Raw genomic sequence first — 21,478 nt, forward strand, 5'->3', positions numbered from 1 at the left:
GGAAGCACAGCTACATCACCAGCACTGATCCACGGTGCCCGTACCGGTCACATTGCGCTTCCCTGTCTGGTCCAACGAGAGCGTGCCGCACTGGGTGTCAGCGGCCAATTGCGCGTTGACGGGGACAGCTTTGACCGTGTAGGTGGTTTGACCCGGCGTGCCGTCGTTATACGTGTAATACGCCGCGGTCTGCGTATCGCAGTCCAACTTCGTGAACGGATTGGCAACGGCTGCAGCATCCTGGTCGTAGCGAAGGTTGGTGGTGTAGTACCGCTCCATGTAATTGGCGTACTGCGACAGGCATGCCTTCGCCGCGGAACGTCGGGTCTTGACGACCTGATTGGTATACGAGGGGTAGGCAATCGCAGCCAGGATGGCCACGATGGCCACCACGATCATCAGTTCGAGCAGGGTGAAACCCCGCGCCGAGCAGCGGTACTTCATTTGCCAGCAGAATGATCCGTTCATGACGTCGCTTGCTCCCCCATCGGCCAACCAACTTTACCTTCGCCTCATCGAAATCAGATGGGCGCGTCGAATATCTAGATCAGCGGCAGATCTCATCACTCGCCAGAGTGACATTCTGGCGAGTGATGAGCGATCGGTCGATGAACTTCTCCCGGCTGGATGTCGTGCCGACGCTGATCAATTCCTGATTTCCCTCCAGGAGATCCGCGACGGAACATCGTTGCTCGGTGGATTCACCTGGCTGAGAGCGGCGCTGCCCGTCACGGTCTGGGTGACGATATAGGTTTGCCCGCCGTACGTCACCGTGGTCGGACTACCCACCGCATCGAGCCGGATGCCAGCGACAGCCGAACCGTCGGAAGCCGTGCCGAACGCTCCGCTCGCATTCGGGAAAAAGCCCCCGGGCAGCGCTCCACCCGACGACGGGTCGAACGCCATCGTCCAGCCGCTCTGCAGTCCGGGATTGCATTTCGCGGCCGAAATGACCGGCGGGATGGCCGAGCTGACCACGACCGCGCCACCCACGATGGCCGGGTTGTAGATGACCTGCTCCTGGGTGTCGGGAAAGTCGAACAGCCAGCCATATTGGGTATTGCCCGTCGTGCAGGTCGTGCTGCCCTGCCAGCACACCACCTTGCTCGTGCTCAGGGTGCGATAGCCGAGTACCAGACTGGTGCCGCCCGGGCCAGCCGTCGTTGCCACCACGGTCTGTGCCAGCAGCGCGCTGCGGGCTATCGCCTGGGTACCCGTCAGACTGGCGTATTGCCTCTTCAGGCTTGCTGCCGCGTTCCAAGCCGTCATGTCCCAGTCCCAGATGCCATAGAAGGTCTGGGTACCGGTCGCATAGACATCCGGACTGGTGGCGGTGAGCGGCGTCTTCTGGCCGGTACCGAACAGCACCATGACCCGGTTCACGCTGCCTGTCTTGATAGCCGCGATGGTGGTCGCGGTCGTGATGGGCTGGAGCTTGGGCGTGGCGCTTCCGTCCTTGGCCACGAACAGCGGAGTTGCCGCTGCATTGCCGAATTTCGAAACGCCCCAACTCGTGGCCGTCTTGCTGGTGACATCGAAGCGCCAGACATTTCCCTGCTGGTCGCCGGCATACAGGTAATCCGCGATGTGGTCGCCATCAAGGTCCGCCGAAGCGACATAGGCGATGCCGTTCGCGCTGGTGGCCGAGCCCACGCCCGTGTCGAGAAACTGGAACGTGACCGCACCGGTGCTTGAGACCAGGCCGATATAGACGCCGGCACTCTTGCCGCTGCCCAGTCCGTTGCCGAAGATGATCGCCCACTGCCCGTTGTGCATCCGGGTGATGATCGGCGAACCGACGGTTTGCCCGAGATTCGACAGCCCGGTGGTGGCACTGGTCCAGTCGCCGATGACCACCGACGAAGCGGTGCTTTCCGTGAACTTGGTCGGATCGGTGATATCGAGTGCGTAGATTTCCGAGCCGCCGGTTCCCACGCCACCCACCAGCCACGTGTGCCACGCGTTTCCGTAGAACAGATCGCCCGCCGTCGGAGTGGCGTCCACGAAATAGTTGTGCACGTAGGTGGGGTTGGTGAGGCTGACCGTCGCCGCGCTGGAAAGCACCGCCGAAGGCATGAATCCGAGAACTTCCTTGCCGTCGTTCTTGGTGGCGTCATAGGTACCGTCGGTCTTGTTGGCGCCCGCTTCGAAACCGTGCAGGAACCCGTCGTTGCTGCCCACGTAGACCACGTTCAGGCGCGTCGCGTTGGTGCTGGCGAAGGCGCTGTAGGCCTGGGCACTGCTGCCATTCTCCGGTGGGCTGACCGAGCTCCCGTAGAGGCCATCGCTGAACACATCAGGATTGGCAGCCGCGACCGGAGCGCCCACCCAGGTCGGGCTGGAGTTGACGATATCGCCCAGCACCGCGGTGCGTGCCCGCAGCGTGCCGGGAGTCGGGCTAGCCAACTGCTCGACCGTCCGGTCGCCGCGCAGCCAGGCAACACGGTTCGCACCTGAAGCATCGGTGCTGTTCAAGGCTGTCTGCTGGGCCGTGGTGAGACTGGTCCATTGCAGCGGCAAGGCTGTACTGCCGACGCTGTCCCAGGTTAACAGCGTGCGTGCGGCAGGCCCCTGCACCGCAACGCTGGTCGTGGGATTGCCTGACGCATCCGTTCCCATCGCCGCGCATGGTCCGCCGGTAAGCACACACCTGGCGTCCCAGTTGGCGGTCGATGCAACGCTGAGCTTCCCGCCGATGGTGACCAGCGAATCGGATACGAGCGAACCCCACCAGTTGTCCGACGAATATGACGCCAGGTAGATCTGCGACCCGGTCTTCACCTGTCCCGACTGCACCGTGTTCGCGCTCGCACTGCTGTTGGACTGCAGCGGTGACGCCTGGAAACAGGTGATTTCATGGACGTTGTTGCTGCCGCCTGTACCCGAGGAAAAACCGAAACGGAAGGATGTGGGCAACGGGCCGTTGTCCGTCGTAATCAACCTGTTTGCCAATACCGGCTGAAAAGCGCCGTTATTGTAGCTGAATGAAAAATTCAACAAGCCCGCCGGAGAAAGCGTCAACTTGTAGGTGATCGGCCATGCATTCTTGGTGGTGTCAGTGGGGGCAGACGGGGTGGATCGTACCTTCGTGGCCTCATTGGCAATCAGGGTGCTGTCAGGCAGCACCCGATAGCCGCCAGCGATCGCGTTGTAGTTGTATGGAATTGCCGCATAGGCCGTCGGACTCTGTATCGTTGTTCCATTGTCGTCTACGTACGTCGTAAAGGTTTTTACATATTGTCCCTTACTGCAAGCAGCGGTGACCTTCGCCTTATTCGGGCTGCTGTCATTGTAGTAAGCAGGATTCTGCGTTTTGAGCCACGCCCAATTCGTGTTGCCGGCACCCCGCAATCCGATCCGCTCAGGCTGATACTGTCCACTAGTACCAAAGGAATTGGTGCCATACGCCTTCGTGCCACCGCTAGCGTTCGAATTGAGGATGCCGGTACTGGTGTTATCGGGTTGATTGAGATAATTGCCATACTCATCGATACCCAGGCCCAGATAAGCATTGGCCATACCATCGTAGGTGGGATTGACGTTGGAACAACTGTAGCCGAGGCTGCCACCCAGTCCACCGGCTACCGTAGGAGCAACCGCGGTACCGTCGGTCAGCATGAATGTGATGCCGTCCGCACCATTTTTTGCAGTGCCTCCGCTGTCGCCACCGTATGTATAGGTGGTGAACGTGACCTGCATGCCCTGGCTCAACGGAAACGTGAAATTCGAGAGAATCGCGCCGGTCTGGTTACCCAAAGCAGGGGTGAGGCGAAGCGCGCCGGAACCTGCCGCGTCCACGGGGGCGGTCACCCCTATATTTGCGCAGCCCGGTATGACCCCCGTGCTTTTAGCCGCTGTACCCGCCGTGAGGCAGGCATCATTCAACGCAAGCCAACTCAACGTGCTCGTGGCACCCGAGAAATTGTCCTTGTAGGTGGTGGTCTGTGCCGTGGCCGCACAGCTGAACAGCAGGCCTGCGAACAGGGATACCAGCTTGGTGAGTTTGATGGACATGGCCTTTCCCGTTGTCTCTAGACTGGCGCCGATCAATGTTCGGCTATGTGACGACCTTGATGCTGGTGGATGCCGGTGGATCACTGGAGCCTCGGCACCCCTGTTCACAACTGACTAAGCCACATACGAGGGCATCGCAAGCCCCTGGCACGTGTCGAATGACGTCAGGCAAGCGCACACCACGGCGTCATCGCCTGAACATGGTCTGGAATGTCACGGTTGCCCGATCCGTCCCGGCTGTCGTCGGGCCGCTGCTGACGGTGATGCGATAGTAATCGGCGGTATTCGACAACCCGCATGGGGCATAACCGGAGCAGCCCGAAAGCTGCTGGACGGTGGGCGTCGGTGCGTTGAAATTCCCCATGTACTCGATGACGTACTTCGGCTGACCGGCAGCCAGGCCGCCTCCACTGTTTGCATTGAATGACCCGACAGGCACGGAAACGATGTCAGCGGGCGGGAGGGTTGTGTCCGTCAGTGGGTTGGCCAGGCACACGGTTCCGCTGCCCGGCGAGCAGTTGCGAATGGTCGCCGGCAGGGTGGCCGTCGTCACCGGCGTCGGCACGCCCTGCACCGTGATCTGGGCTTGTCGCAGCGCCGCTTCGCCCACCTGGAAGGCGATTTGCCGGTCGCTGAAATTGGAAGTCATTTTCTGCTGCATGATGGTGCCGCGAACCGCCGCCAGCCCGACCAGGGTGAGCACCACCAGCAGGATCAACGCCACCACCAGCGCCACGCCGCGCTGGCCGGCGCGGGGTGACGACAGGCCATGTCGACCTTGTGCGAACAACGGCTGCACCCTTGCCGGATGGGCGGCACCGGAAGTCACGCCCGCCGCGATATCGAAGCAGCGTCGAAACGGTTTCGACGGAAGGGATGCGAGAGCGTGGCTCATCTCAGTTCACCCGGTTGCGCGCGGTGGTGGTGGCGGTAAATATGCGTGTGATCGGCTTGGCGTCGGTGCCGGCGTTCTGGTTGGTACTTTGCAGCGTCAACTGGACCTGCACCGCAGTCACCGCCCCCCAGTTAGTGATCGTGCTTGCCGCCCCGAAACTGGCATTGCCCGACTGCAGATATTTGATGCTCATATCGGTGACATTGCGCACCATCTCATCGGCGGTCGTGGCGATGGATCCGGCATTGTTGACCAATCTCACGCGATATAGCGAAAGGCCGCCAGCCACCCCCGGTGTATTGCCGATATACCAGTCCACGGCGGTCAACTTGGCGATCAGCGCGTTGGCCCCGAAGGTGTAGGGAGTGCCGGTGGCGCCCAGGATCTTGGAGGAGTTGCCGGGCGTGCCGGCAGGGGCGTCGTACCCGACAGTCTTGGCCGTGCTGCTGTAGCTGCTGGACTGGAACACCGCCGCATTCCCGGGATCGCACACGATCATCACATCACCCGACAGCAGGTCCGGGCTGGTTTCGTTGAGCGTGAACAGGGTCGTCGTATGGTTGTCGGAGAGCACGCTCAGGCCGGAATTGGTGGCACCGATGAGCTCCAGCGAATCGCCAGTCGCGCGCTGCCCAGCGCCTGTCCCGGAAGGCGCCGCCGGATCGGCCTGGGCACTGCCGTAACCTTTCATGGCATTGTTCCAGTTGGCCCACCAGGCGGTGCCCTTGTTCGCGAGGACGTTCGCGATGTCTCCGCCACTATCGCAACCGATGAGTCCGGCGTTCCGGATGTCCTGCGCCATCATCTCGAACGCGGTGCGCGAGCCATCCTGTACCTCGCCCAGCGCCTGATTGGTGCGATAGGACTGCTGGTTCGCCAGGAACACGCTGACCACGCCGCCGATGACGATCAGGCCCAGCAACATGGCGATCATCAGTTCGATCAGGCTGAAGCCGACCGATGGCTTTGCCGACCGGAGCTCGCGCCGGATCAGGCCGCGATGAGTGGTGCAACACTTGCTCATAGCATGGCCCTGGTGGTGACTGCCTGGGCACTGGTACCACCCGCCCCGCCCCGGCTGTCGTCGAAGGTGATGGTGATGGTGCAATCGCCGGAGCTGCTGCAGTTGATCGCACCGATGGTGTTGGCCGTCTTGCCGAGGTCGGCACCGAGCTGGTTGCACCACTGGATGAGCTGCGCATTGGACAACGAGGCGGTCGTCGCCACCGCCGGACAGGCACTGGCCTTCGTGGCGGTCGTGTTGTAGGCGCCACCCCTGGCACTGGCGGCGTCTGCCCGCATCGCGTCCAGAATCGAATAGCTGTCGATCGTTGCCATGCTACGCGCCATCGCGCTGTTGTTGGTGGACAGCGACAGCGCCTGCAACGCCGCGATGCCGAGGAAGGCGATGGAAAGCACCAGCACGGCCACCAGCACCTCGATCAGGCCGACACCGGACTGGCCGGCATGCAGGCGCGCGGCCCGCTGCCCGACCACATGCACGGGGCGCATGGCCGGAGTGGGGCGATTCGTCATGGGCAGGCTCCCGATTTGGTGGTGGTCACGAGAATCGACCCGGTCGTCATCGTGATCACGCGATGGTTGTCGCTGCTCATCTGGCCGGTGCAGATGTCCGCGACCGTGCCGGTGTAGGGGCTGGTGGTGCCCACGGCCTGCCCCAGCCCCTGTCCGCCGAAACGGATCGCCACCACATCGCCCGACAACTGCACGGTCGTGTCGATGCCGGTCGTGCCGGCCAGCACCGGGTTGGCGCCGGCACCGGCCATCGCGTAGACCGCGCCGGTCTGGGTGCTGCACGCCGCGCCAAGGGCGTCGGCGCTGTTGACGCTGGCCGAGTTGCTGCACAGCTGCGTGTTCGCATTGCGCTTGATGGCTTCCATCCGCGCCACGTTGATCGCGTTGACCACGTCGTTGGCGGTGGTGGTGAGCTTGTTGGAAAGGGTCAGCGACCTGAAGCTCGGCACGGCGATCACCAGCAGCATGACCGCGATGGCGAGGGTGATCATCAGCTCGACCAGGGTGAAGCCGTACTGGCATCGCCGTGCCGCTCCGCGCCACGGCGGGCCATCACCGGCCATACCCGACTTCCGCAACCCGACCAGCGAAGCACCTCGCTGACGCGACAAGACCCGCATGGCATTCTCCCTGATACCCCTGCGGTCACTCTGTACCGAGGCGCCCGGTTCCGGCCAGCCTGCAGCCGACGAGCGGTAGCAATTGCCCGACGAGCGGCCGGCGGGGCGCCGGAAGGGTGATCGGGATCACAGGCGGCCGTGCGGCGCGGCCGCCGGTCAAGGCAGCTCGCTAGGGCGCCGCCTCGACCCGGTTCCTGCCGTTGTCCTTGGCGTGATACAGCGCCGCGTCGGCGCGCCGCACCAGGGAGGCCATCCCCGATTCGGCCGGCCGCAGCTGGGCGACACCCAGACTGATCGAGAGCTGCAGCTCGATGCCGGCAACCGTCGGCCTCGCGGCGGCCACGGCAGTGCGCAGGCGTTCGGCTACCTGCAGGCCGCCCTCGAGATCGGTATCGGGCAGCACGACCAGGAACTCCTCGCCGCCCAGGCGGCCGAGCCGGTCGAACTGGCGCAGTGCGCCCTGGCAGGCCTGGACGATCTGCTCCAGCACCTGGTCGCCGATCTGGTGGCCATGGCTGTCGTTGACCTGCTTGAAGTGGTCGATGTCGAACATGACCACGGTCAGCTCGTGATGCTTGCGGCGGGCCTCGTCCATGGCCATGTGCAGCGTATGCTCGATGTGGCGGCGGTTGGAGATGCCGGTCAGCGCATCGGTGAGCGCCAGCCGGTGCAGGCTGCGGCTCCGGCGCAATTGCCGCCACGCCAGCCAGAACATCAGCAGCAGCAGAGAGCCGGCGAGCAGGATGGCCAGGCTCTGCCAGCCGCGGATGCGCTCCAGCGCGGCCAGCTGCTGCTCCTTGAGCGCCTTGTCGGCGGCAAGCTTGCGGTTCTCCAGTTCACGCCGCTCGGTGTCGAACTGGTAGCCCATCAGCGTGGTGATCTGGGTCTTGGCCATCCGCGCCAGTGCGGCATCGGCCTGCATCTTGAGCTTCAGGTCGGCCAGCGCTGCCGCGGGGTTGCCCAGCGCCTCCTGGTTCCTCGAACGCGCCTCGTACAGCTCGGCCAGGTAACGCATGTTGTCGCCCTGCCTCACGTTGGTCTCGGCGACGTCGAACTCGCGCGCGGCCAGTTCGTGCTGGCCGAGACCCGCGTGGGCCTTGGCCGACTGCAGGGCCAGCATGCCGGTGCTGGACTTGTCCGAAACGACCTGGAACTCGTTGCCGGCAAGCGCCAGCTGCTGCAGCGCCTCGGTGTACTGGTGCCGGGCATTGCTGCTCTCCGCCAACGCCAGCAGCGCGGATCCCACGCTTTGCCGCGAGCCGGTCGCGCGCGCGATCGCCAGGGCCTGCTGCAGCGGCGCCACGGCAGCCGCGGCATCGCCCCGCTCGATCGCCAGGAACCCCGTCTGCATGTCTACCGCCATCTCCTCCTGCCTGTCCTGCTTGCGCCGCGCAAAGACCATCGACTGCTGCAGATAGTCGGCGGCCTTGTCGTACTCCCCCAGTCGGCGATAGATGGTGGCGATGCTGATGAGGTTGAATTGCGCGGCCGTCGTATTGCCCACGGCTTCATAGAGGCGCTGCGCCTCCAGGAAATCGAACAGCGCCTTGGCCTGCTCGCCGAGCAGCGACAGGGCGCTGCCGCGCCAGGTCAGCCCGTCGGCGACCAGGCGATTGTTCTCCAGGCGTCGGGCAATCCGGATGCCGGCCTCGTAGGCCGGCAGCGCGTCGCGCTCCGTGGTGACCCGGCCCTGGTAAAGGCCGCGGCATATCTGGAAGTTGGCCTCCACCTCCGGGTCGCCCGCCTGGTGGGCCTGCTCGATGCCGCGGCCGGCGTAGGCGTAACCGCCATTCGCGTCGTTGTCGAATGCCAGGAAGCAGTAGATGTAGTCGTACCGGCGCTGCCGGTAGGCGTCGTCCGGCGGCAACAGGGCGCGCAGGCGCCCGAGGGTCTGCTCGACCGCTCCCCGGGTGTTGAGGATCACCTCACCGTTGTCCAGCCGCCGCATGAGCTGGTCGAATGCCGCCGTATCGCGTACCGATGCCTGCGTTGCCGGTCCCGCATGCACGCAGCACGTCGCCGTCAGCAGCAACAGCAAACCCGGCAAAGTTCGAAATAGTCCGGACAATACGCCCCCAAGAAAGTCGATTCAGACTCTCCCTGTCCGGACAGCGCGGGCCGTCGACTCGTTGTCGGCCGCGCTCCGGAAAACCTGAGTATGCGTGACCTGCCCGCCGGGACCGCGGCCCGACAGCAGCCTGACGCACGGCCGGCACCACCGATCCATGGCCGGCAGACGCCGCCGGCGCCGCAATCGTCGCTTGCACCATCGCGGCTCGGCCCGTAATATTCTCGGCTCTTTGCCGGAATAGCTCAGTTGGTAGAGCGGCGCATTCGTAATGCGTAGGTCGTAGGTTCGATTCCTATTTCCGGCACCAGTCCTTGCACGACCAAGGCCCCGGGAAACCGCGCTTCCCGGGGCCTTGGTTGCATCTGATGGCACGCGGCATTGCAGGCGTCCGTCCCCCGGTTCCCGACGTCTTTCGCAGCCCTACGCCCGAAGAATGCTCCCTCGGCACGGCAACGGGCAAGTACGCCGCGCATGTGGACCCGCGGCAGCGCCATCGTTGCGCCGCCGGGGACTCGCCGCTACGGGATTACAGGCTGGCGGAGCCGTTGCCGCCGACCATGCGCAGCTCTTTGGGCAAGGCGAAGGTGATGTCCTCCGGCTCGCCGTCCAGCTCGCGCACCTCGCCGACGCCCCACGACTGCAGGCGGGCGATCACATCGCGCACCAGCTTCTCCGGGGCCGAGGCGCCGGCGGTGAGGCCGATCCGCCCGACGCCGTCGAGCCAGCTGCGCTCGATGTGCTCCGCGCCGTCGATCAGGAACGAGCGCACACCCTGCTTCTCGGCCAGCTCGCGCAGGCGGTTGGAGTTGGAGCTGTTGACCGAGCCGACCACCAGCATCAGGTCGACCGCGTCGGCGAGCCGGCGCACGGCGTCCTGGCGATTCTGCGTCGCGTAGCAGATGTCGTCCTTACGCGGCCCCTCGATGTCGGGGAATTTCGCGCGCAGCGCCGCGATGATCGCCTTGGTATCGTCCACCGACAGCGTGGTCTGGGTGACGTAGGACAGCTCACGCGGGAATTTCGGCGTCAGGGTGGCGACGTTCTCCACCGACTCCACCAGCAGGATCTCGCCGGTATTGGCCCGGTTCCACTGCCCCATGGTGCCCTCGACCTCGGGATGCCCGGCATGGCCGATCAACACCACGCTGCGGCCCACCCGGCCCAGTCGCGCCACTTCCATGTGCACCTTGGTGACCAGCGGGCAGGTCGCGTCAAACACCTTCAGGTGCCGCTGCCCGGCTTCCTCGCGCACCGCCTGCGACACGCCGTGCGCGCTGAAGATCACGGTGGCGCCGTCGGGCACCTCGCGCAGTTCCTCCACGAACACCGCGCCGTCGGCACGCAGCTTGTCGACCACGTAGCGGTTGTGCACCACCTCGTGCCGCACGTAGATCGGCGCCCCGTAGGATTCCAGCGCGCGCTCGACGATGGCGATGGCGCGATCGACGCCGGCGCAGAAGCCGCGGGGGTTGGCGAGCAGGATGTCCAAGCTGACCTCGATTCAGGATCCTGTAGGAGCCCGCTTGCGGGCGATGCCTTTTCCTTGGGGCTCCAAAGCAAGAGCATCGCCCGCAAGCGGGCTCCTACACACAGGGATGCGATTATCGCACGTCGCCCTGCCCCTTGCCGGCGAACAGGCCGAACGCGATCAGCATCACGGCACCTACCGTGATGCCGCAGTCGGCCAGGTTGAATACCGGGTAGTTCCACTGGCGAAAATGCACGTGGATGAAGTCGGTGACCTGTGCCGCATGCAGGCGGTCGATCAGGTTGCCGACCGCGCCGCCCACGATCAGCGCCAGCGGCAGCGCGGTGCGCCAGTCGCGCCGCGGCGTGCGCCGCAGCCAACCCACCAGCACGGCGCTGATCGCCACCGCCAGCAGCACGAAGAACCAGCGCTGCCAGCCGGCGCCGTCGGCGAGGAAGCTGAACGCGGCGCCGGTATTGAACGCCAGCGTCCAGTTCAGGAAACCCGGGATCACCGGATGCGGCACGCCGGCCGGCTGCAGCGCCGACAACGCCCACCACTTGCTGAGCTGGTCGAGCACGATGACGGCGGCGGACAGCCAGAGCCAGGGGAGTGCGTTGGGTTTCGGGGTCATAGGGCGCGGGGACTCGGTGATGGGGCGATCTTCGGCTCCTCCCCCTGCAATGCAGGGGGAGGTTGGGAGGGGGTTCGCTTTTGACCTTGGGAGATCAGATCAAGAGCCTACCCCTCCCCGGCCCTCTCCTGCTTTGCAGGGGAGGGAGTTACGTCAAGGTCAGAACCAGCGGCGATCCTCGCCCGGCCCTTCGACGTTGCCGACGCAGCGCCCGCACAGCTCGGGGTGCCCGGCGTGGCTGCCCACGTCGTCGCGCCGATGCCAGCAGCGCACGCACTTGTCTGCGCCACTGACCGTGGCCGAGACCCAAGCGTCGGCGCCCTCCAGCTCAGTCAGCACCGCGTCGGCCGGCTGGCCACCAGCCAGGTCGAGACGCACCTCGGAGGTGATGAAGAAGAACCGCAGTTCACTGGCCGCAGGGGCGTAGCGCGCCACCGTGGCCTCGTCGGCATGGATCGCCAGCTTCGCCTCCAGTGCGGCGCCGATCAGCTCGGCCTTGCGCATGCCCTCGAGCACGCGCGAGGCGGCGTCGCGGATCGCCAGCAGGTCGGTCCACCAGCGCCGCTGTTCCGGAGAGGCCTGGGTGGCGGCGAGGCCGTCGTACCAGGTCTCGAACAGCACGCTGTCGCCGCGCTTGCCCGGCAAAGCCTGCCAGATCTCCTCGGCGGTGAAGCTAAGGATCGGCGCCAGCCAGCGCACCAGTGCCTCGGCGATGCGGTACATCGCGCTCTGCGCGCTGCGCCGGCCGCGGCTGTCGGTCGGCATGGTGTAGAGCCGGTCCTTGGTGATGTCCAGGTACAACGCGCCCAGTTCGTTGGTGCAGAAGTTCTGGATGCGCGACACCACCTCGGGATAGTCGTAGCGCTCGTACGCGGCCGTCACCGCCTGCTGCACGTCATGCGCCTGCTGCACCGCCCACTGGTCGAGCAGCACGCTGCCATCCACCGGCAGCAGGTGCCGCGCCGGGTCGAAGCCGTCCAGGTTGCCGAGCAGGAAACGCGCGGTGTTGCGGATGCGGCGGTACGCATCGGAGACGCGCTTGAGGATCTCGTCGGAAACGGTCATCTCATTGCGGTAGTCGGCCGAGGCCACCCACAGGCGCAGCACGTCGGCGCCCAGCGTGTCCATCACCTTCTGCGGCGCCACCACGTTGCCCAGCGACTTGGACATCTTGCGGCCGTTCGCATCCACGGCGAAGCCGTGGGTAAGCACCTCGTCGTACGGCGCGCGGCCGAAGATCGCCGACGAGGTCAGCAGTGACGACTGGAACCAGCCGCGATGCTGGTCAGAGCCTTCCAGGTACATCACCCTGTAGTGCGACGCCGTGCCCTGCTGCAGTTCCGGGCGCTGGCCGATCACCGCGAAATGGGTGACGCCGGAGTCGAACCACACGTCCAGCACGTCGGTGACTTTCTCGTAGTCGCTGGCCTGGTCGCCGAGCAGCTCGGCCGCGTCCAGCGTGAACCACGCGTCGATGCCGCCCCGCTCCACCTTCTGCGCGACCTGCTCCAGCAGCGCGACGGAATCCGGGTGCGGCTCCTGCGTGGCCTTGTGCACGAACAGCGCGATCGGCACGCCCCAGGTGCGCTGGCGCGAGATGCACCAGTCCGGACGCCCGGCCACCATGCCGGCGATGCGCTCCTCGCCCCAGCCCGGCACCCAGCGCACGCTCCTGATCGAGGTGAGCGCGGTCTCGCGCAGGTCCGCCTGCTCCATCGAGACGAACCACTGCGGCGTGGTGCGGTAGATCACCGGGGTCTTGTGCCGCCAGCAGTTCGGGTAGCTGTGCTCGATCTTCGCGAACGCCAGCAGCACGCCGCGGCGGCGCAACAGTTCGACGATGGCGTCGTTGGCCTTCCAGATGTGCATGCCGGCCAGTTCGAGGCCGTCGGCGGCCGGCGTGTCGGCGCGGTAGTTGCCGTGTGACCCGATGTAGTTGAGCAGGCCGATGCCGTACTCGCGCGCCACCACGAAATCCTCGACACCGTGGTCGGGCGAGGTGTGCACCGCGCCGGTGCCGTCCTCGGCGCTGACGTGCTCGCCGAGGATCACCGGCACGATGCGCTCGTAGAACGGGTGATGCAGCTGCAGGCCTTCCAGCGCCCTGCCTTCGGCATGCCCCAGCACGGTCGCCTGGCCGATGCCGTAACGCTGCGCCACCTTGTCGACCAGCGCGCTGGCGACCACCAGCAGCGTGCGCTGCCCTTCGCGCGCCGGCCCTTCGACCAGCGCGTATTCGAGACCGCCGCCGAGCGACACCGCCTGGCTTTCCGGCAAGGTCCACGGCGTGGTGGTCCAGATCGGGATGGCGACGATCGCATCGCCGGCATCCACGCCGAACCGGGCCGCCAGCGCCTTCGGGTCGACCGCGTCGTACGCCACGTCGACGGCGGGCGAGACCTTGTCGCCGTACTCGATCTCCGCCTCGGCCAGTGCCGAGGCGCAGTCGAAGCACCAGTACACCGGCTTGGCGCCGCGCACCACGTGGCCGTTGGAAACGATGCGCGCCAGCGCGCGCAGCATGTCGGCCTCGTACCTGAAATCCATCGTGCGGTACGGATGCTCCCAGTCGCCGAGCACGCCGAGCCGCCTGAAGCCGGCGCGCTGGTCGTCGATCTGCTGCTGGGCGTACTCGCGGCACTTCTGGCGGAACTGGGCGGCGTCGAGCTTGTCGCCCGGCTTGCCGTACTTCTTCTCCACCGCGATCTCGATCGGCAGGCCGTGGCAGTCCCAGCCCGGCACGTAGGGCGCGCGCTGGCCGGCCAGCAGCTTGGACTTGACCACCATGTCCTTGAGGATCTTGTTGACCGCGTGGCCGATGTGGATCGAGCCGTTCGCGTACGGCGGGCCGTCGTGCAGCACGAACACGCTGTCGCGATGCGCCGTCTTCTGCTGGATCTGCGCATAGCGGCCGACCCGCTCCCACTCGGCCAGCCAGCCCGGCTCGCGCTTCGGTAAATCGCCGCGCATCGGGAAATCCGTCTGCGGCAGGTTGATCGTGCTCTTGTAGTCGTGGGTCATTGGCCTGGATGCCGTCGCTGAAGTGTCGCGGCCCGCCGAACGGCGGACACAAGGATGCAAAGTTAAACGATACGCGTGCGCACCGGAATACGGCTCACGCCTCGGCCAGCCGCGGATTCATGCCGAGCAGTTCGCGCGCCGTGCGCGAATCCAGCGCCATCTGCGCCTTCAGCGGCTCCAGCCCGTCGAACTTCCGTTCGTCGCGCAGCTTGGCGACGAACTGCACCGCCATGCGCCGGCCGTACAGGTCGCCCTCGAAGTCGAACAGATGCACCTCCAGCAGCGGCTCGGCGACCTGGTTCACGGTCGGGCGCACGCCGAGGCTGGCCACGCCGGGCCAGCTGCACTCGCTTTCGCCCAGCCCCACGCGCACCGCGAAGATGCCCTGGATCGGGCTGACCCGCTGCTGCAGGTGGATGTTGGCGGTGGGGTAGCCCAGCGTGCGGCCGAGCTGGTTGCCGTACTCCACCTTGCCCTCGATCACGAACGGCCGGCCCAGCAGCGGCTCGGCCCCGGCGAACTCGCCCGCCGCGAGCAGGGCGCGCACCCGGCTGGCCGAGACGCGGGCGCCGTCGAGCTGCACCGCCGGCATGGTGCAGGCATGGAAGCCGAGTTCGGCGCCCATCCGTTCCAGCAGCGCCACGTCGCCCACGCGCCTGTGGCCGAAGCGGAAATCGCCGCCCACCCATACTTCGCGCGCAGCCAGCCGCTCGACCAGCACGCGTTGCACGAACGCCTCGGCCGACATCGCGGTCAGCGCCCGGTCGAAGCGCAACAGCAAGGTGTGCTCCATGCCGGCGGCGGCGAAGCCGCGCAGCTTCTCGCGCACGCTGGACAGCCGCGGCACCGGCTCCGGCGAGAAGAACGCCCGCGGCAGCGGCTCGAAACTCACCACCACCGGGCTGCAGCCCAGCGCTTGCGCACGCTCGTGCACCTGCGCCAGCAACGCCTGGTGGCCGCGGTGCAGGCCGTCGAATGCGCCGACGGCGATCACGCTGCCGCGCGGCGCCAGGCAGGGGCCTGCGAGATCCCGGGAAAGTCTCATCATCGCGTGAGTATAACGGCCAGGCCGCCCGCGAAAGAGCCTCGGGCGGCTTTACGCCCCTCGCAGGTCGCGCAGGCGGAAGCCGCCGGCAAACAGCACGGCCACGTAACTGGCCCCGCCGGCCAGTACCAGCGCCGCCAGATGCCACAGCCGGGTCAGCACCGACACACCGTGGGTCCAGTCCGGCCACAGTCCGCGGCCCAGCAGCAACACCGCCACCATCACCGCACAGGCCGCCGCCAGCCGCAGCAGGTGCCGCGACCAGCCCGGCTGGCGCTGGTAGACCCCGGCCTGCTTCAGCCAGTGCCACAGCAGCCACAGGTTCACGTAGGCGGCCACCGCGCTGGCCAGGCCCAGCGCCATGTGCAGGCCGGGCAACCGGGCCAGGCCGTCCAGCCAAGACAGCTGCTTCAACTCGGCCGGCGCCCATAGCTCGAACAGCACCGCCAGGAACACCACGTTAAGCAGCATGTTGGCGAGCAGCGAGGCCACACCCGCACGCACCGGGGTACGCGTGTCCTGGCGCGCGTAGAACGCGGGCAGCAGCACCTTGACCAGCGCGAATGCCGGCAGGCCGAAGCTCAGCGCGGTGATCGACAGCGTGGCCATGTGCGTGTCGTGCGCGCTCCAGTGGCCGTGCTGGAACAGCGTGGCCACCAGCGGCCCGGCCAGCAGCATCAGCGCGAACATCGCCGGCACCGCGATCAGCAGGGTGACGCGCAGGCCCCAGTCCAGCGCGCGCGAGAAGCCCGCCGTGTCGGTGCTGACGTGATGGCGCGACAGCGACGGCAGGATCACCGTGCCCAGCGCCACGCCGAACACGCCCAGCGGCAGCTCCAGGAAGCGGTCCGCCTGCGACAGCCAGCTCTGCGAGCCGACCACCAGCAGCGAGGCGATCACCGTGTCGAACAGCAGGTTGATCTGCGCCACCGACGAGCCGAACAGGGTCGGCACCATCAGCCGCATGATCCGGCGCACCTCCGGGTGGTTCCAGCCCCAGCGCGGCAGGGTCAGCAGGTCCAGCCCGCGCAGCGCCGGCAACTGGAACAGCAGTTGCAGGATGCCGGCCGCCAGGATCGCCCAGCCCATCGCCATGATCGGCGTCTGCAGCCGCTTCGACAGCCACAGCGCGCCGGCGATCATGCACAGGTTGAGGATCACCGGAGTCAGCGCCGGCAAGCCGAAGCGATGGAAACTGTTCAGCGCGCCACCGGACAGCGCGGTCAGCGACACGAACAGCAGGAACGGGAAGGTCAGCCGCAGCAACTCGACGGTCAGCTCGAACTTCCGCGGCTCGTCGATCGCGCCGGGCGAGAACAGCACCGTCACCTGCGGCGCGAAGATGATGCCCAGCGCAGTGATCAGCAGCAGCACGCCGCCCAGGGTGCCCGACACCCGCGCCATCAGCTCCTTCAGCTGCGCGTGCGTGCCCTTCTCCTTCACTTCCGTGAAGACCGGCACGAAGGCGGTGGAGAACGAGCCCTCGGCAAACAGCCGGCGCATGAAGTTGGGAATGCGGAACGCCACCCAGAACGCGTCGGTGGCGCCGTTGGCGCCGAACGCGGCGTTGATCGACATGTCGCGCACCAGGCCGAGCACCCGCGAAACCATCGTCATGCTGCTGAACGAGAGCAGTCCGCGGAGCATGCTGGGGGACTTCATGGGGCAGTCTTTGACCTTCGCGGGACCGGGCGCACGGGGCGCGTAGTGTGACAGCCGCGGCGGGCAGGATGACAGCCCGTCCTGTGGCAAAATACCGGCACCGCGGCCCGCCCGGCCAGGCGACACCCGCCCGGGGCCTGCGCCTGGCCGCCTAAATGATTGACGCATAGGCGAATCGACCGCATAATTGGCGTCTTTTTCCACCAACCCAACACTGCATCCCGGAGTTCTACCTTGGCCAACATCAAGTCCGCGAAGAAGCGCGCGCGCCAGTCCGAACAGCGCCGCCTGCGCAACATCAGCGCACGCTCCATGGTCCGCACCGCCCTGAAGAAGGTCGTCAAGGCCATCGAGGCCAAGGACAAGGCCGGCGCCGTCGCCGCGTTCACCGCCGCCCAGCCGGTGATGGATCGCTACGCCGCCCGCGGCCTGATCCACAAGAACAAGGCCGCCCGCCACAAGAGCCGCCTCAACGCGAAGATCCGCGAACTGGCGTAAGCCGGAGCGCGACCCGCGTCAAATGAAAAAGCCGGCGCAAGCCGGCTTTTTTGTGTCTTGTCTTTGTAGGGCGGGCACGGCCCGCCGCTTTAAGTTCATCTGGCAAGAACCGGCGGGCCGTGCCCGCCCTTGTGGTACCGTCGCACGTCACCGCCGCGGCCGGAATTCCAGCGGCATCGATTCACCCGACCGTGCCGCCGCCGGCCGCTTCGGGCCGCAGGCGCCGCAGGTGCTGCAGCCGTCGCTGCAATCCCCGGTCGCTTCCTTCGGCTGCAGGCGCCGGGCGAAGGCCCGCACCCACGCGCTGCGCCCGGGCCGGCCGCAGCGGATCGACGCGGCCGCCAGCCAGCGGTTGGTCAGTTTCGGCGCCAGCTTGCGGAACACGAGCAGCACGCTGGCCAGCACCACTAGGCCGACCACCACGTACTGCATCAGCAGGCCGCCACTCATGTCAGCGCCCTCGCCACCTGGTAGACGACGAACGACGCGGCATAGGCCATCACGAACATGTAGCCGAACGAGATCGCCACGTTGCGCCAGGAATCGGTTTCGCGCTTGATGATCGCCAGCGTGGACATGCACTGCGGCGCGTACGCGAACCACACCAGCAGCGACAGCGCGCTGGCCAGCGGGATCTGCCCCGCCAGCGCCTGCCCCAGCCCCTCGCCCTCGCCGCCCACCAGGTAGACGGTGGCCAGCGCCGCCACCGCGGTCTCGCGCGCGGCGAATGCCGGGATCAGCGCCAGGCTGATCTGCCAGTTGAAGCCGATCGGCGCGAAGACGTACTGCAGGCCGCGCCCGATGTAGCCGGCGAAGCTGTAGTCGATCGCCGGCAGGGTCGCGCCCTCCGGCGCCCCCGGGAAAGTGGAGAGGAACCACATCAGCACGGTCAGGCCCAGGATCACGCCGGTCAGCCGCTTCAGGAAGATCATGCCGCGCTCGTACAGGCCGATGGCCACGTCGCGCGGCCTCGGCATGCGGTACGACGGCAGCTCCATCAGCAGCGCATGCTCGCTCTTGTCGCGGCGAATGCGTTTCATCACCCAGCCCACCAGCATCGCGCCGAGGATGCCGGCCAGGTACAGCGCGAACAACACGATGCCCTGCAGGTTGAACACGCCGAACACGTAGCGGATCGGAATGAAGGCGCCGATCAGCAGCGCATACACCGGCAGGCGCGCCGAGCAGGTCATCAGCGGCGCGATCAGGATCGTGGTCAGCCGGTCGCGCGGATCGGTGATACTACGCGTGCCCATGATGCCGGGGATCGCACAGGCGAAACTCGACAGCAGCGGGATGAACGAGCGCCCGGTCAACCCCACCGACAGCATCAGCCGATCCAGCAAGAAGGCCGCGCGTGGCAGGTAGCCGGATTCCTCCAGCGTGAGGATGAAGAAGAACAGCACCAGGATGACCGGCAGGAAGCCGAGCACCGTGCCGAGGCCGCCGAACAGGCCATCGACCACCAGGCTCTGCAGCGGTCCGGCCGGCATCAGCGCGGCGACATGCTCGCCCATCCAGCCGAAACCGTCGCCGACCACGTCGCTCACCGGCTTGCCGGCCGCATACACCGCCTGGAACACCAGGAACATCACCACCGCCAGGATCGCCAGGCCGAATACCGGATGCAGCGCCCAGCGATCCAGCGCATCGTCCAGCGCCGCCGTCGTGCGCGGCATGGTCACCGTGGCGGCCAGCAGTTCGCGCACCTGCGCATGCAGGTCGGCGCGACTGGCCGCGTCGTCCGGTTGTACGGGTGCCGCCGCCGGCACCTCACCGTCTACGCGCTCGATCAGGCTGTGCGCACCGCCGCGCTTCACCGCTACCGTCTCCACCACCGGCAGGCCGAGGCGCCGCTGCAGTTCGGGCACGTCAATGACGATGCCGCGCTGGCGCGCGGTATCCATCATGTTCAACGCCAGCACCACCGGCCGGCCGAGGCGCTTGACCTCGAGCACGAAGCGCAGATGCAGGCGCAGGTTGGTGGCGTCGGCCACGCAGACGATCAGGTCCGGTACCGCCTCGCCGGGGAAGTTGCCGGCGCAGACGTCGCGGGTGATCTGTTCGTCTGGGCTGTTCGCCTCGAGGCTGTAGGTGCCCGGCAGATCGAGAATCTGCAACACCCGGCCCGAGGGCGCGGTGAAGCGGCCCTCCTTGCGCTCCACCGTGACGCCGGCGTAGTTCGCCACTTTCTGCCGGCCGCCGGTGAGCTGGTTGAACAGCGCCGTCTTGCCGCAGTTCGGGTTGCCGACCAGGGCGATCCGCAAGGTCGACGCGCTCATGCCGCCACCCCGGTGCGCACGCTGATCCGGGCCGCCTCGGCGCGACGCAGGGCAAAGCGGGTGAAACCGATCTGGACCAGCAACGGGTCGCCGCCCATCGGCCCCACCGCCACCACGCGCACCGGCTCGCCGTCGACGAAGCCCAGGTCGCGCAGGCGCTGTGCGATCGGGTCGGCCGCATGCGCATCGTCGACGCGGTCGACCACGGCAGGCGCACCCTTGGGCAAATCGGACAGACGCACAGGCTGGATTCTCAAATAAGAATAATTCGCATTATAAACCCACACCCGGCCCGCTGCACCACAGCCTGTTGTCGCACCCCGGTTTATCATCGGGTTATTTGCAGCAGGGACGACCGATGACCGATTCCATCCTCAGCGAACGCCGCGGCGCGGTCGCCTGGCTCACCCTGAACCGCCCGCAGATCCACAACGCGTTCGACGACGCACTGATCGCCGCGCTGACCGACGCACTGGCGGCCGCCGACGCCGACCCGGCCGTGCGCGCGGTGGTGCTGAGCGGCAACGGCAGTTGCTTTTCCGCCGGTGCCGACCTCAACTGGATGCGCGGCATGGCGACCGCCAGCGAGCAGGAAAACCGCGAGGACTCGCTGCGCCTGGCGCGGCTGATGCGCAGCCTGCAGTTCCTGTCCAAGCCGACCATCGCCCGCGTCAACGGCGCCGCCTACGGCGGCGGCGTGGGTCTGGTCGCCTGCTGCGACATCGCGATCGGCGTGGATACCGCCAAGTTCGCGTTGTCGGAAGTGAAGCTGGGCCTGGTGCCGGCGGTGATCTCGCCGTACGTGGTCGCCGCGATCGGCCTGCGCGAGGCGCGCCGGCTGTTCGTCACCGGCGAGGTGTTCGACGCCGCCACCGCGGCGCGGATCGGCCTGCTGCATGCGGTGGTATGCGCAGGCGAACTGGACGAGGCGATCGAGCGCCAGCTCCACCTGCTGAGCAAGGCCGGCCCGCTGGCCCAGCGCGAGGCGAAGCGGCTGGCCTTGCGCATCGGCGGCGCCGACCCGGCGCAAGCCGAGCGCATCGATGCCGCCAACGCCGAACTGATTGCCCGCCTGCGCGTATCGCCGGAGGGTCAGCACGGCCTCGGCGCCTTCCTCGACAAGCGCGCGCCGGCATGGGTCGGTGCCGCGGGAAACGTGCCATGAGCGGGCCGGTCATCAACCTTGACCAGATCGAACTGCAGTCGGTCGATCCCGCCATGACACCCACCGGCAAGAACGCCGCGGACTACGACATCCGCTGGGGCGAGATCGCCAGCCGGATCGGCGCACGCAAGCTCGGCTACAACCTCACCGTGGTGGCGCCGGGCAAGCGCAACTGCCCGTTCCACAACCATCGCGTCGCGGAAGAAATGTTCTTCATCCTCGAAGGCAGCGGCGAGCTGCGCTACGGCGACGCGCGCTATCCGCTGCGTGCCGGCGACATCATCGCCTGCCCGCCCGGCGGCCCGGAAACCGCACACCAGATCATCAACACCGGCAGCGTCGAACTGCGCTACCTGGCGATCGGCACCAACGAAACACCGGACATTTGCGAATACCCGGATTCCGGCAAGTACCTGGTGTTCGACGACAGCCTGCGCGATGCGGACGACCAGCCGCGGAAATTCCGAGTGCTCGGGCGGCAGCAGGATTCGCTCGACTACTGGGACGGCGAATGACTCCGGCGCGGCGTGCCATGCTGCGCCGCGCATCGGCCCCGGCACCGCAATC

At 66.7% G+C, this 21,478-nt stretch carries 18 protein-coding genes and 1 tRNA gene; 4 read left to right on the plus strand and 15 right to left on the minus strand.

The genetic code is table 11. From position 1 onward, the window contains the following. Positions 1–15: 15 nt before the first annotated feature. From RHOFW104R8_RS09730 to RHOFW104R8_RS09760, 7 genes are all read right to left on the minus strand, one after another. Positions 16–468 (minus strand): type IV pilin protein, encoded by a 453-nt coding sequence (locus RHOFW104R8_RS09730; RefSeq protein ID WP_275484587.1) that lies wholly within the window; start codon positions 466–468, stop codon positions 16–18. 177 nt (positions 469–645) lie between these two features. After that, on the minus strand, positions 646–4,014 hold the full coding sequence (locus tag RHOFW104R8_RS16950) for a PilC/PilY family type IV pilus protein (RefSeq protein ID WP_082823591.1): 3,369 nt from the start codon (positions 4,012–4,014) through the stop codon (positions 646–648). 187 nt (positions 4,015–4,201) lie between these two features. Beyond that, positions 4,202–4,909 (minus strand): PilX N-terminal domain-containing pilus assembly protein, encoded by a 708-nt coding sequence (locus RHOFW104R8_RS09740; protein ID WP_153021775.1) that lies wholly within the window; start codon positions 4,907–4,909, stop codon positions 4,202–4,204. Position 4,910: 1 nt separating this feature from the next. After that, positions 4,911–5,933, minus strand: coding sequence for a prepilin-type cleavage/methylation domain-containing protein (locus RHOFW104R8_RS09745; protein ID WP_235604393.1), 1,023 nt, complete (start codon positions 5,931–5,933; stop codon positions 4,911–4,913). Next, positions 5,930–6,445 carry a type IV pilus modification protein PilV gene (gene pilV, locus RHOFW104R8_RS09750; RefSeq protein ID WP_082823585.1) on the minus strand — a complete coding sequence of 172 codons (516 nt, stop codon included), beginning with the start codon at positions 6,443–6,445 and terminating at the stop codon, positions 5,930–5,932. The genes RHOFW104R8_RS09745 and pilV overlap by 4 nt, the downstream gene beginning before the upstream one ends. After that, entirely contained in the window at positions 6,442–7,008 is a 567-nt protein-coding gene (locus RHOFW104R8_RS09755; protein WP_235604394.1) for a GspH/FimT family pseudopilin, read from the minus strand. The genes pilV and RHOFW104R8_RS09755 overlap by 4 nt, the downstream gene beginning before the upstream one ends. A 226-nt stretch (positions 7,009–7,234) precedes the next feature. Further along, complete coding sequence (locus RHOFW104R8_RS09760; protein ID WP_235605139.1) at positions 7,235–9,112, minus strand: diguanylate cyclase; 1,878 nt, start codon at positions 9,110–9,112, stop codon at positions 7,235–7,237. A 255-nt stretch (positions 9,113–9,367) separates the two neighbouring features. Here RHOFW104R8_RS09760 and RHOFW104R8_RS09765 point away from each other — a divergent pair. Next, positions 9,368–9,443: transfer RNA gene (locus RHOFW104R8_RS09765), tRNA-Thr, on the plus strand. Positions 9,444–9,662: 219 nt separating this feature from the next. Here RHOFW104R8_RS09765 and ispH read toward each other — a convergent pair. The 5 genes from ispH to murJ form a co-directional block, all read right to left on the minus strand. Then, complete coding sequence (ispH, locus tag RHOFW104R8_RS09770; protein ID WP_068097808.1) at positions 9,663–10,625, minus strand: 4-hydroxy-3-methylbut-2-enyl diphosphate reductase; 963 nt, start codon at positions 10,623–10,625, stop codon at positions 9,663–9,665. Between the two features lie 112 nt (positions 10,626–10,737). Beyond that, positions 10,738–11,238, minus strand: coding sequence for a signal peptidase II (lspA, locus tag RHOFW104R8_RS09775; protein ID WP_068097806.1), 501 nt, complete (start codon positions 11,236–11,238; stop codon positions 10,738–10,740). Between the two features lie 159 nt (positions 11,239–11,397). Beyond that, a complete protein-coding gene (gene ileS / locus RHOFW104R8_RS09780) occupies positions 11,398–14,259 on the minus strand; it encodes an isoleucine--tRNA ligase (RefSeq protein ID WP_068097798.1) in 2,862 nt (953 codons plus the stop codon). Positions 14,260–14,353: 94 nt separating this feature from the next. Then, positions 14,354–15,307, minus strand: a complete 954-nt coding sequence (locus RHOFW104R8_RS09785) for a bifunctional riboflavin kinase/FAD synthetase (protein ID WP_068097797.1) — start codon at positions 15,305–15,307, stop codon at positions 14,354–14,356. A 48-nt stretch (positions 15,308–15,355) separates the two neighbouring features. Then, the gene (murJ, locus tag RHOFW104R8_RS09790) at positions 15,356–16,966 is read right to left on the minus strand and encodes a murein biosynthesis integral membrane protein MurJ (protein WP_068097796.1); all 1,611 of its coding nucleotides are present in this window, start codon (positions 16,964–16,966) and stop codon (positions 15,356–15,358) included. 234 nt (positions 16,967–17,200) lie between these two features. On the opposite strand from murJ, the gene rpsT reads away from it, so the two are divergent. Further along, on the plus strand, positions 17,201–17,464 hold the full coding sequence (gene rpsT / locus RHOFW104R8_RS09795; RefSeq protein WP_068097791.1) for a 30S ribosomal protein S20: 264 nt from the start codon (positions 17,201–17,203) through the stop codon (positions 17,462–17,464). A gap of 147 nt (positions 17,465–17,611) precedes the next feature. On the opposite strand, the gene RHOFW104R8_RS09800 is transcribed toward rpsT, so the two are convergent. The 3 genes from RHOFW104R8_RS09800 to RHOFW104R8_RS09810 are packed head-to-tail and all read right to left on the minus strand — an operon-like array spanning position 17,612 to position 19,988. Next, the gene (locus tag RHOFW104R8_RS09800; protein ID WP_068097789.1) at positions 17,612–17,914 is read right to left on the minus strand and encodes a DUF6587 family protein; all 303 of its coding nucleotides are present in this window, start codon (positions 17,912–17,914) and stop codon (positions 17,612–17,614) included. Beyond that, entirely contained in the window at positions 17,911–19,746 is a 1,836-nt protein-coding gene (locus tag RHOFW104R8_RS09805; protein WP_068097787.1) for a ferrous iron transporter B, read from the minus strand. Before RHOFW104R8_RS09805 ends, RHOFW104R8_RS09800 begins: the two co-directional genes overlap by 4 nt. Beyond that, positions 19,743–19,988: a FeoA family protein gene (locus RHOFW104R8_RS09810; RefSeq protein WP_068097785.1), complete on the minus strand. Its 246-nt coding sequence runs from the start codon at positions 19,986–19,988 to the stop codon at positions 19,743–19,745. Before RHOFW104R8_RS09810 ends, RHOFW104R8_RS09805 begins: the two co-directional genes overlap by 4 nt. Before the next feature lie 116 nt (positions 19,989–20,104). Here RHOFW104R8_RS09810 and RHOFW104R8_RS09815 point away from each other — a divergent pair, with 116 nt between their 5' ends. After that, the gene (locus RHOFW104R8_RS09815) at positions 20,105–20,911 is read left to right on the plus strand and encodes an enoyl-CoA hydratase-related protein (RefSeq protein WP_068097782.1); all 807 of its coding nucleotides are present in this window, start codon (positions 20,105–20,107) and stop codon (positions 20,909–20,911) included. Next, a complete protein-coding gene (locus tag RHOFW104R8_RS09820; RefSeq protein ID WP_068097779.1) occupies positions 20,908–21,426 on the plus strand; it encodes a cupin domain-containing protein in 519 nt (172 codons plus the stop codon). The genes RHOFW104R8_RS09815 and RHOFW104R8_RS09820 overlap by 4 nt, the downstream gene beginning before the upstream one ends. Positions 21,427–21,478: the final 52 nt, after the last annotated feature.

Source organism: Rhodanobacter sp. FW104-R8, from assembly GCF_001617365.1.
Taxonomy (GTDB): Bacteria; Pseudomonadota; Gammaproteobacteria; order Xanthomonadales; family Rhodanobacteraceae; genus Rhodanobacter.

Coding starts and splice junctions, on each gene's coding strand:
- RHOFW104R8_RS09730 (WP_275484587.1), bottom strand. CDS start 468: ATGAACGGATCATTCTGCTGGCAAATGAAGTACCGCTGCTCGGCGCGG.
- RHOFW104R8_RS16950 (WP_082823591.1), bottom strand. CDS start 4,014: ATGTCCATCAAACTCACCAAGCTGGTATCCCTGTTCGCAGGCCTGCTG.
- RHOFW104R8_RS09740 (WP_153021775.1), bottom strand. CDS start 4,909: ATGAGCCACGCTCTCGCATCCCTTCCGTCGAAACCGTTTCGACGCTGC.
- RHOFW104R8_RS09745 (WP_235604393.1), bottom strand. CDS start 5,933: ATGAGCAAGTGTTGCACCACTCATCGCGGCCTGATCCGGCGCGAGCTC.
- pilV (WP_082823585.1), bottom strand. CDS start 6,445: ATGACGAATCGCCCCACTCCGGCCATGCGCCCCGTGCATGTGGTCGGG.
- RHOFW104R8_RS09755 (WP_235604394.1), bottom strand. CDS start 7,008: ATGGCCGGTGATGGCCCGCCGTGGCGCGGAGCGGCACGGCGATGCCAG.
- lspA (WP_068097806.1), bottom strand. CDS start 11,238: ATGACCCCGAAACCCAACGCACTCCCCTGGCTCTGGCTGTCCGCCGCC.
- ileS (WP_068097798.1), bottom strand. CDS start 14,259: ATGACCCACGACTACAAGAGCACGATCAACCTGCCGCAGACGGATTTC.
- RHOFW104R8_RS09785 (WP_068097797.1), bottom strand. CDS start 15,307: ATGATGAGACTTTCCCGGGATCTCGCAGGCCCCTGCCTGGCGCCGCGC.
- murJ (WP_068097796.1), bottom strand. CDS start 16,966: ATGAAGTCCCCCAGCATGCTCCGCGGACTGCTCTCGTTCAGCAGCATG.
- RHOFW104R8_RS09800 (WP_068097789.1), bottom strand. CDS start 17,914: ATGAGTGGCGGCCTGCTGATGCAGTACGTGGTGGTCGGCCTAGTGGTG.
- RHOFW104R8_RS09805 (WP_068097787.1), bottom strand. CDS start 19,746: ATGAGCGCGTCGACCTTGCGGATCGCCCTGGTCGGCAACCCGAACTGC.
- RHOFW104R8_RS09815 (WP_068097782.1), top strand. CDS start 20,105: ATGACCGATTCCATCCTCAGCGAACGCCGCGGCGCGGTCGCCTGGCTC.
- RHOFW104R8_RS09820 (WP_068097779.1), top strand. CDS start 20,908: ATGAGCGGGCCGGTCATCAACCTTGACCAGATCGAACTGCAGTCGGTC.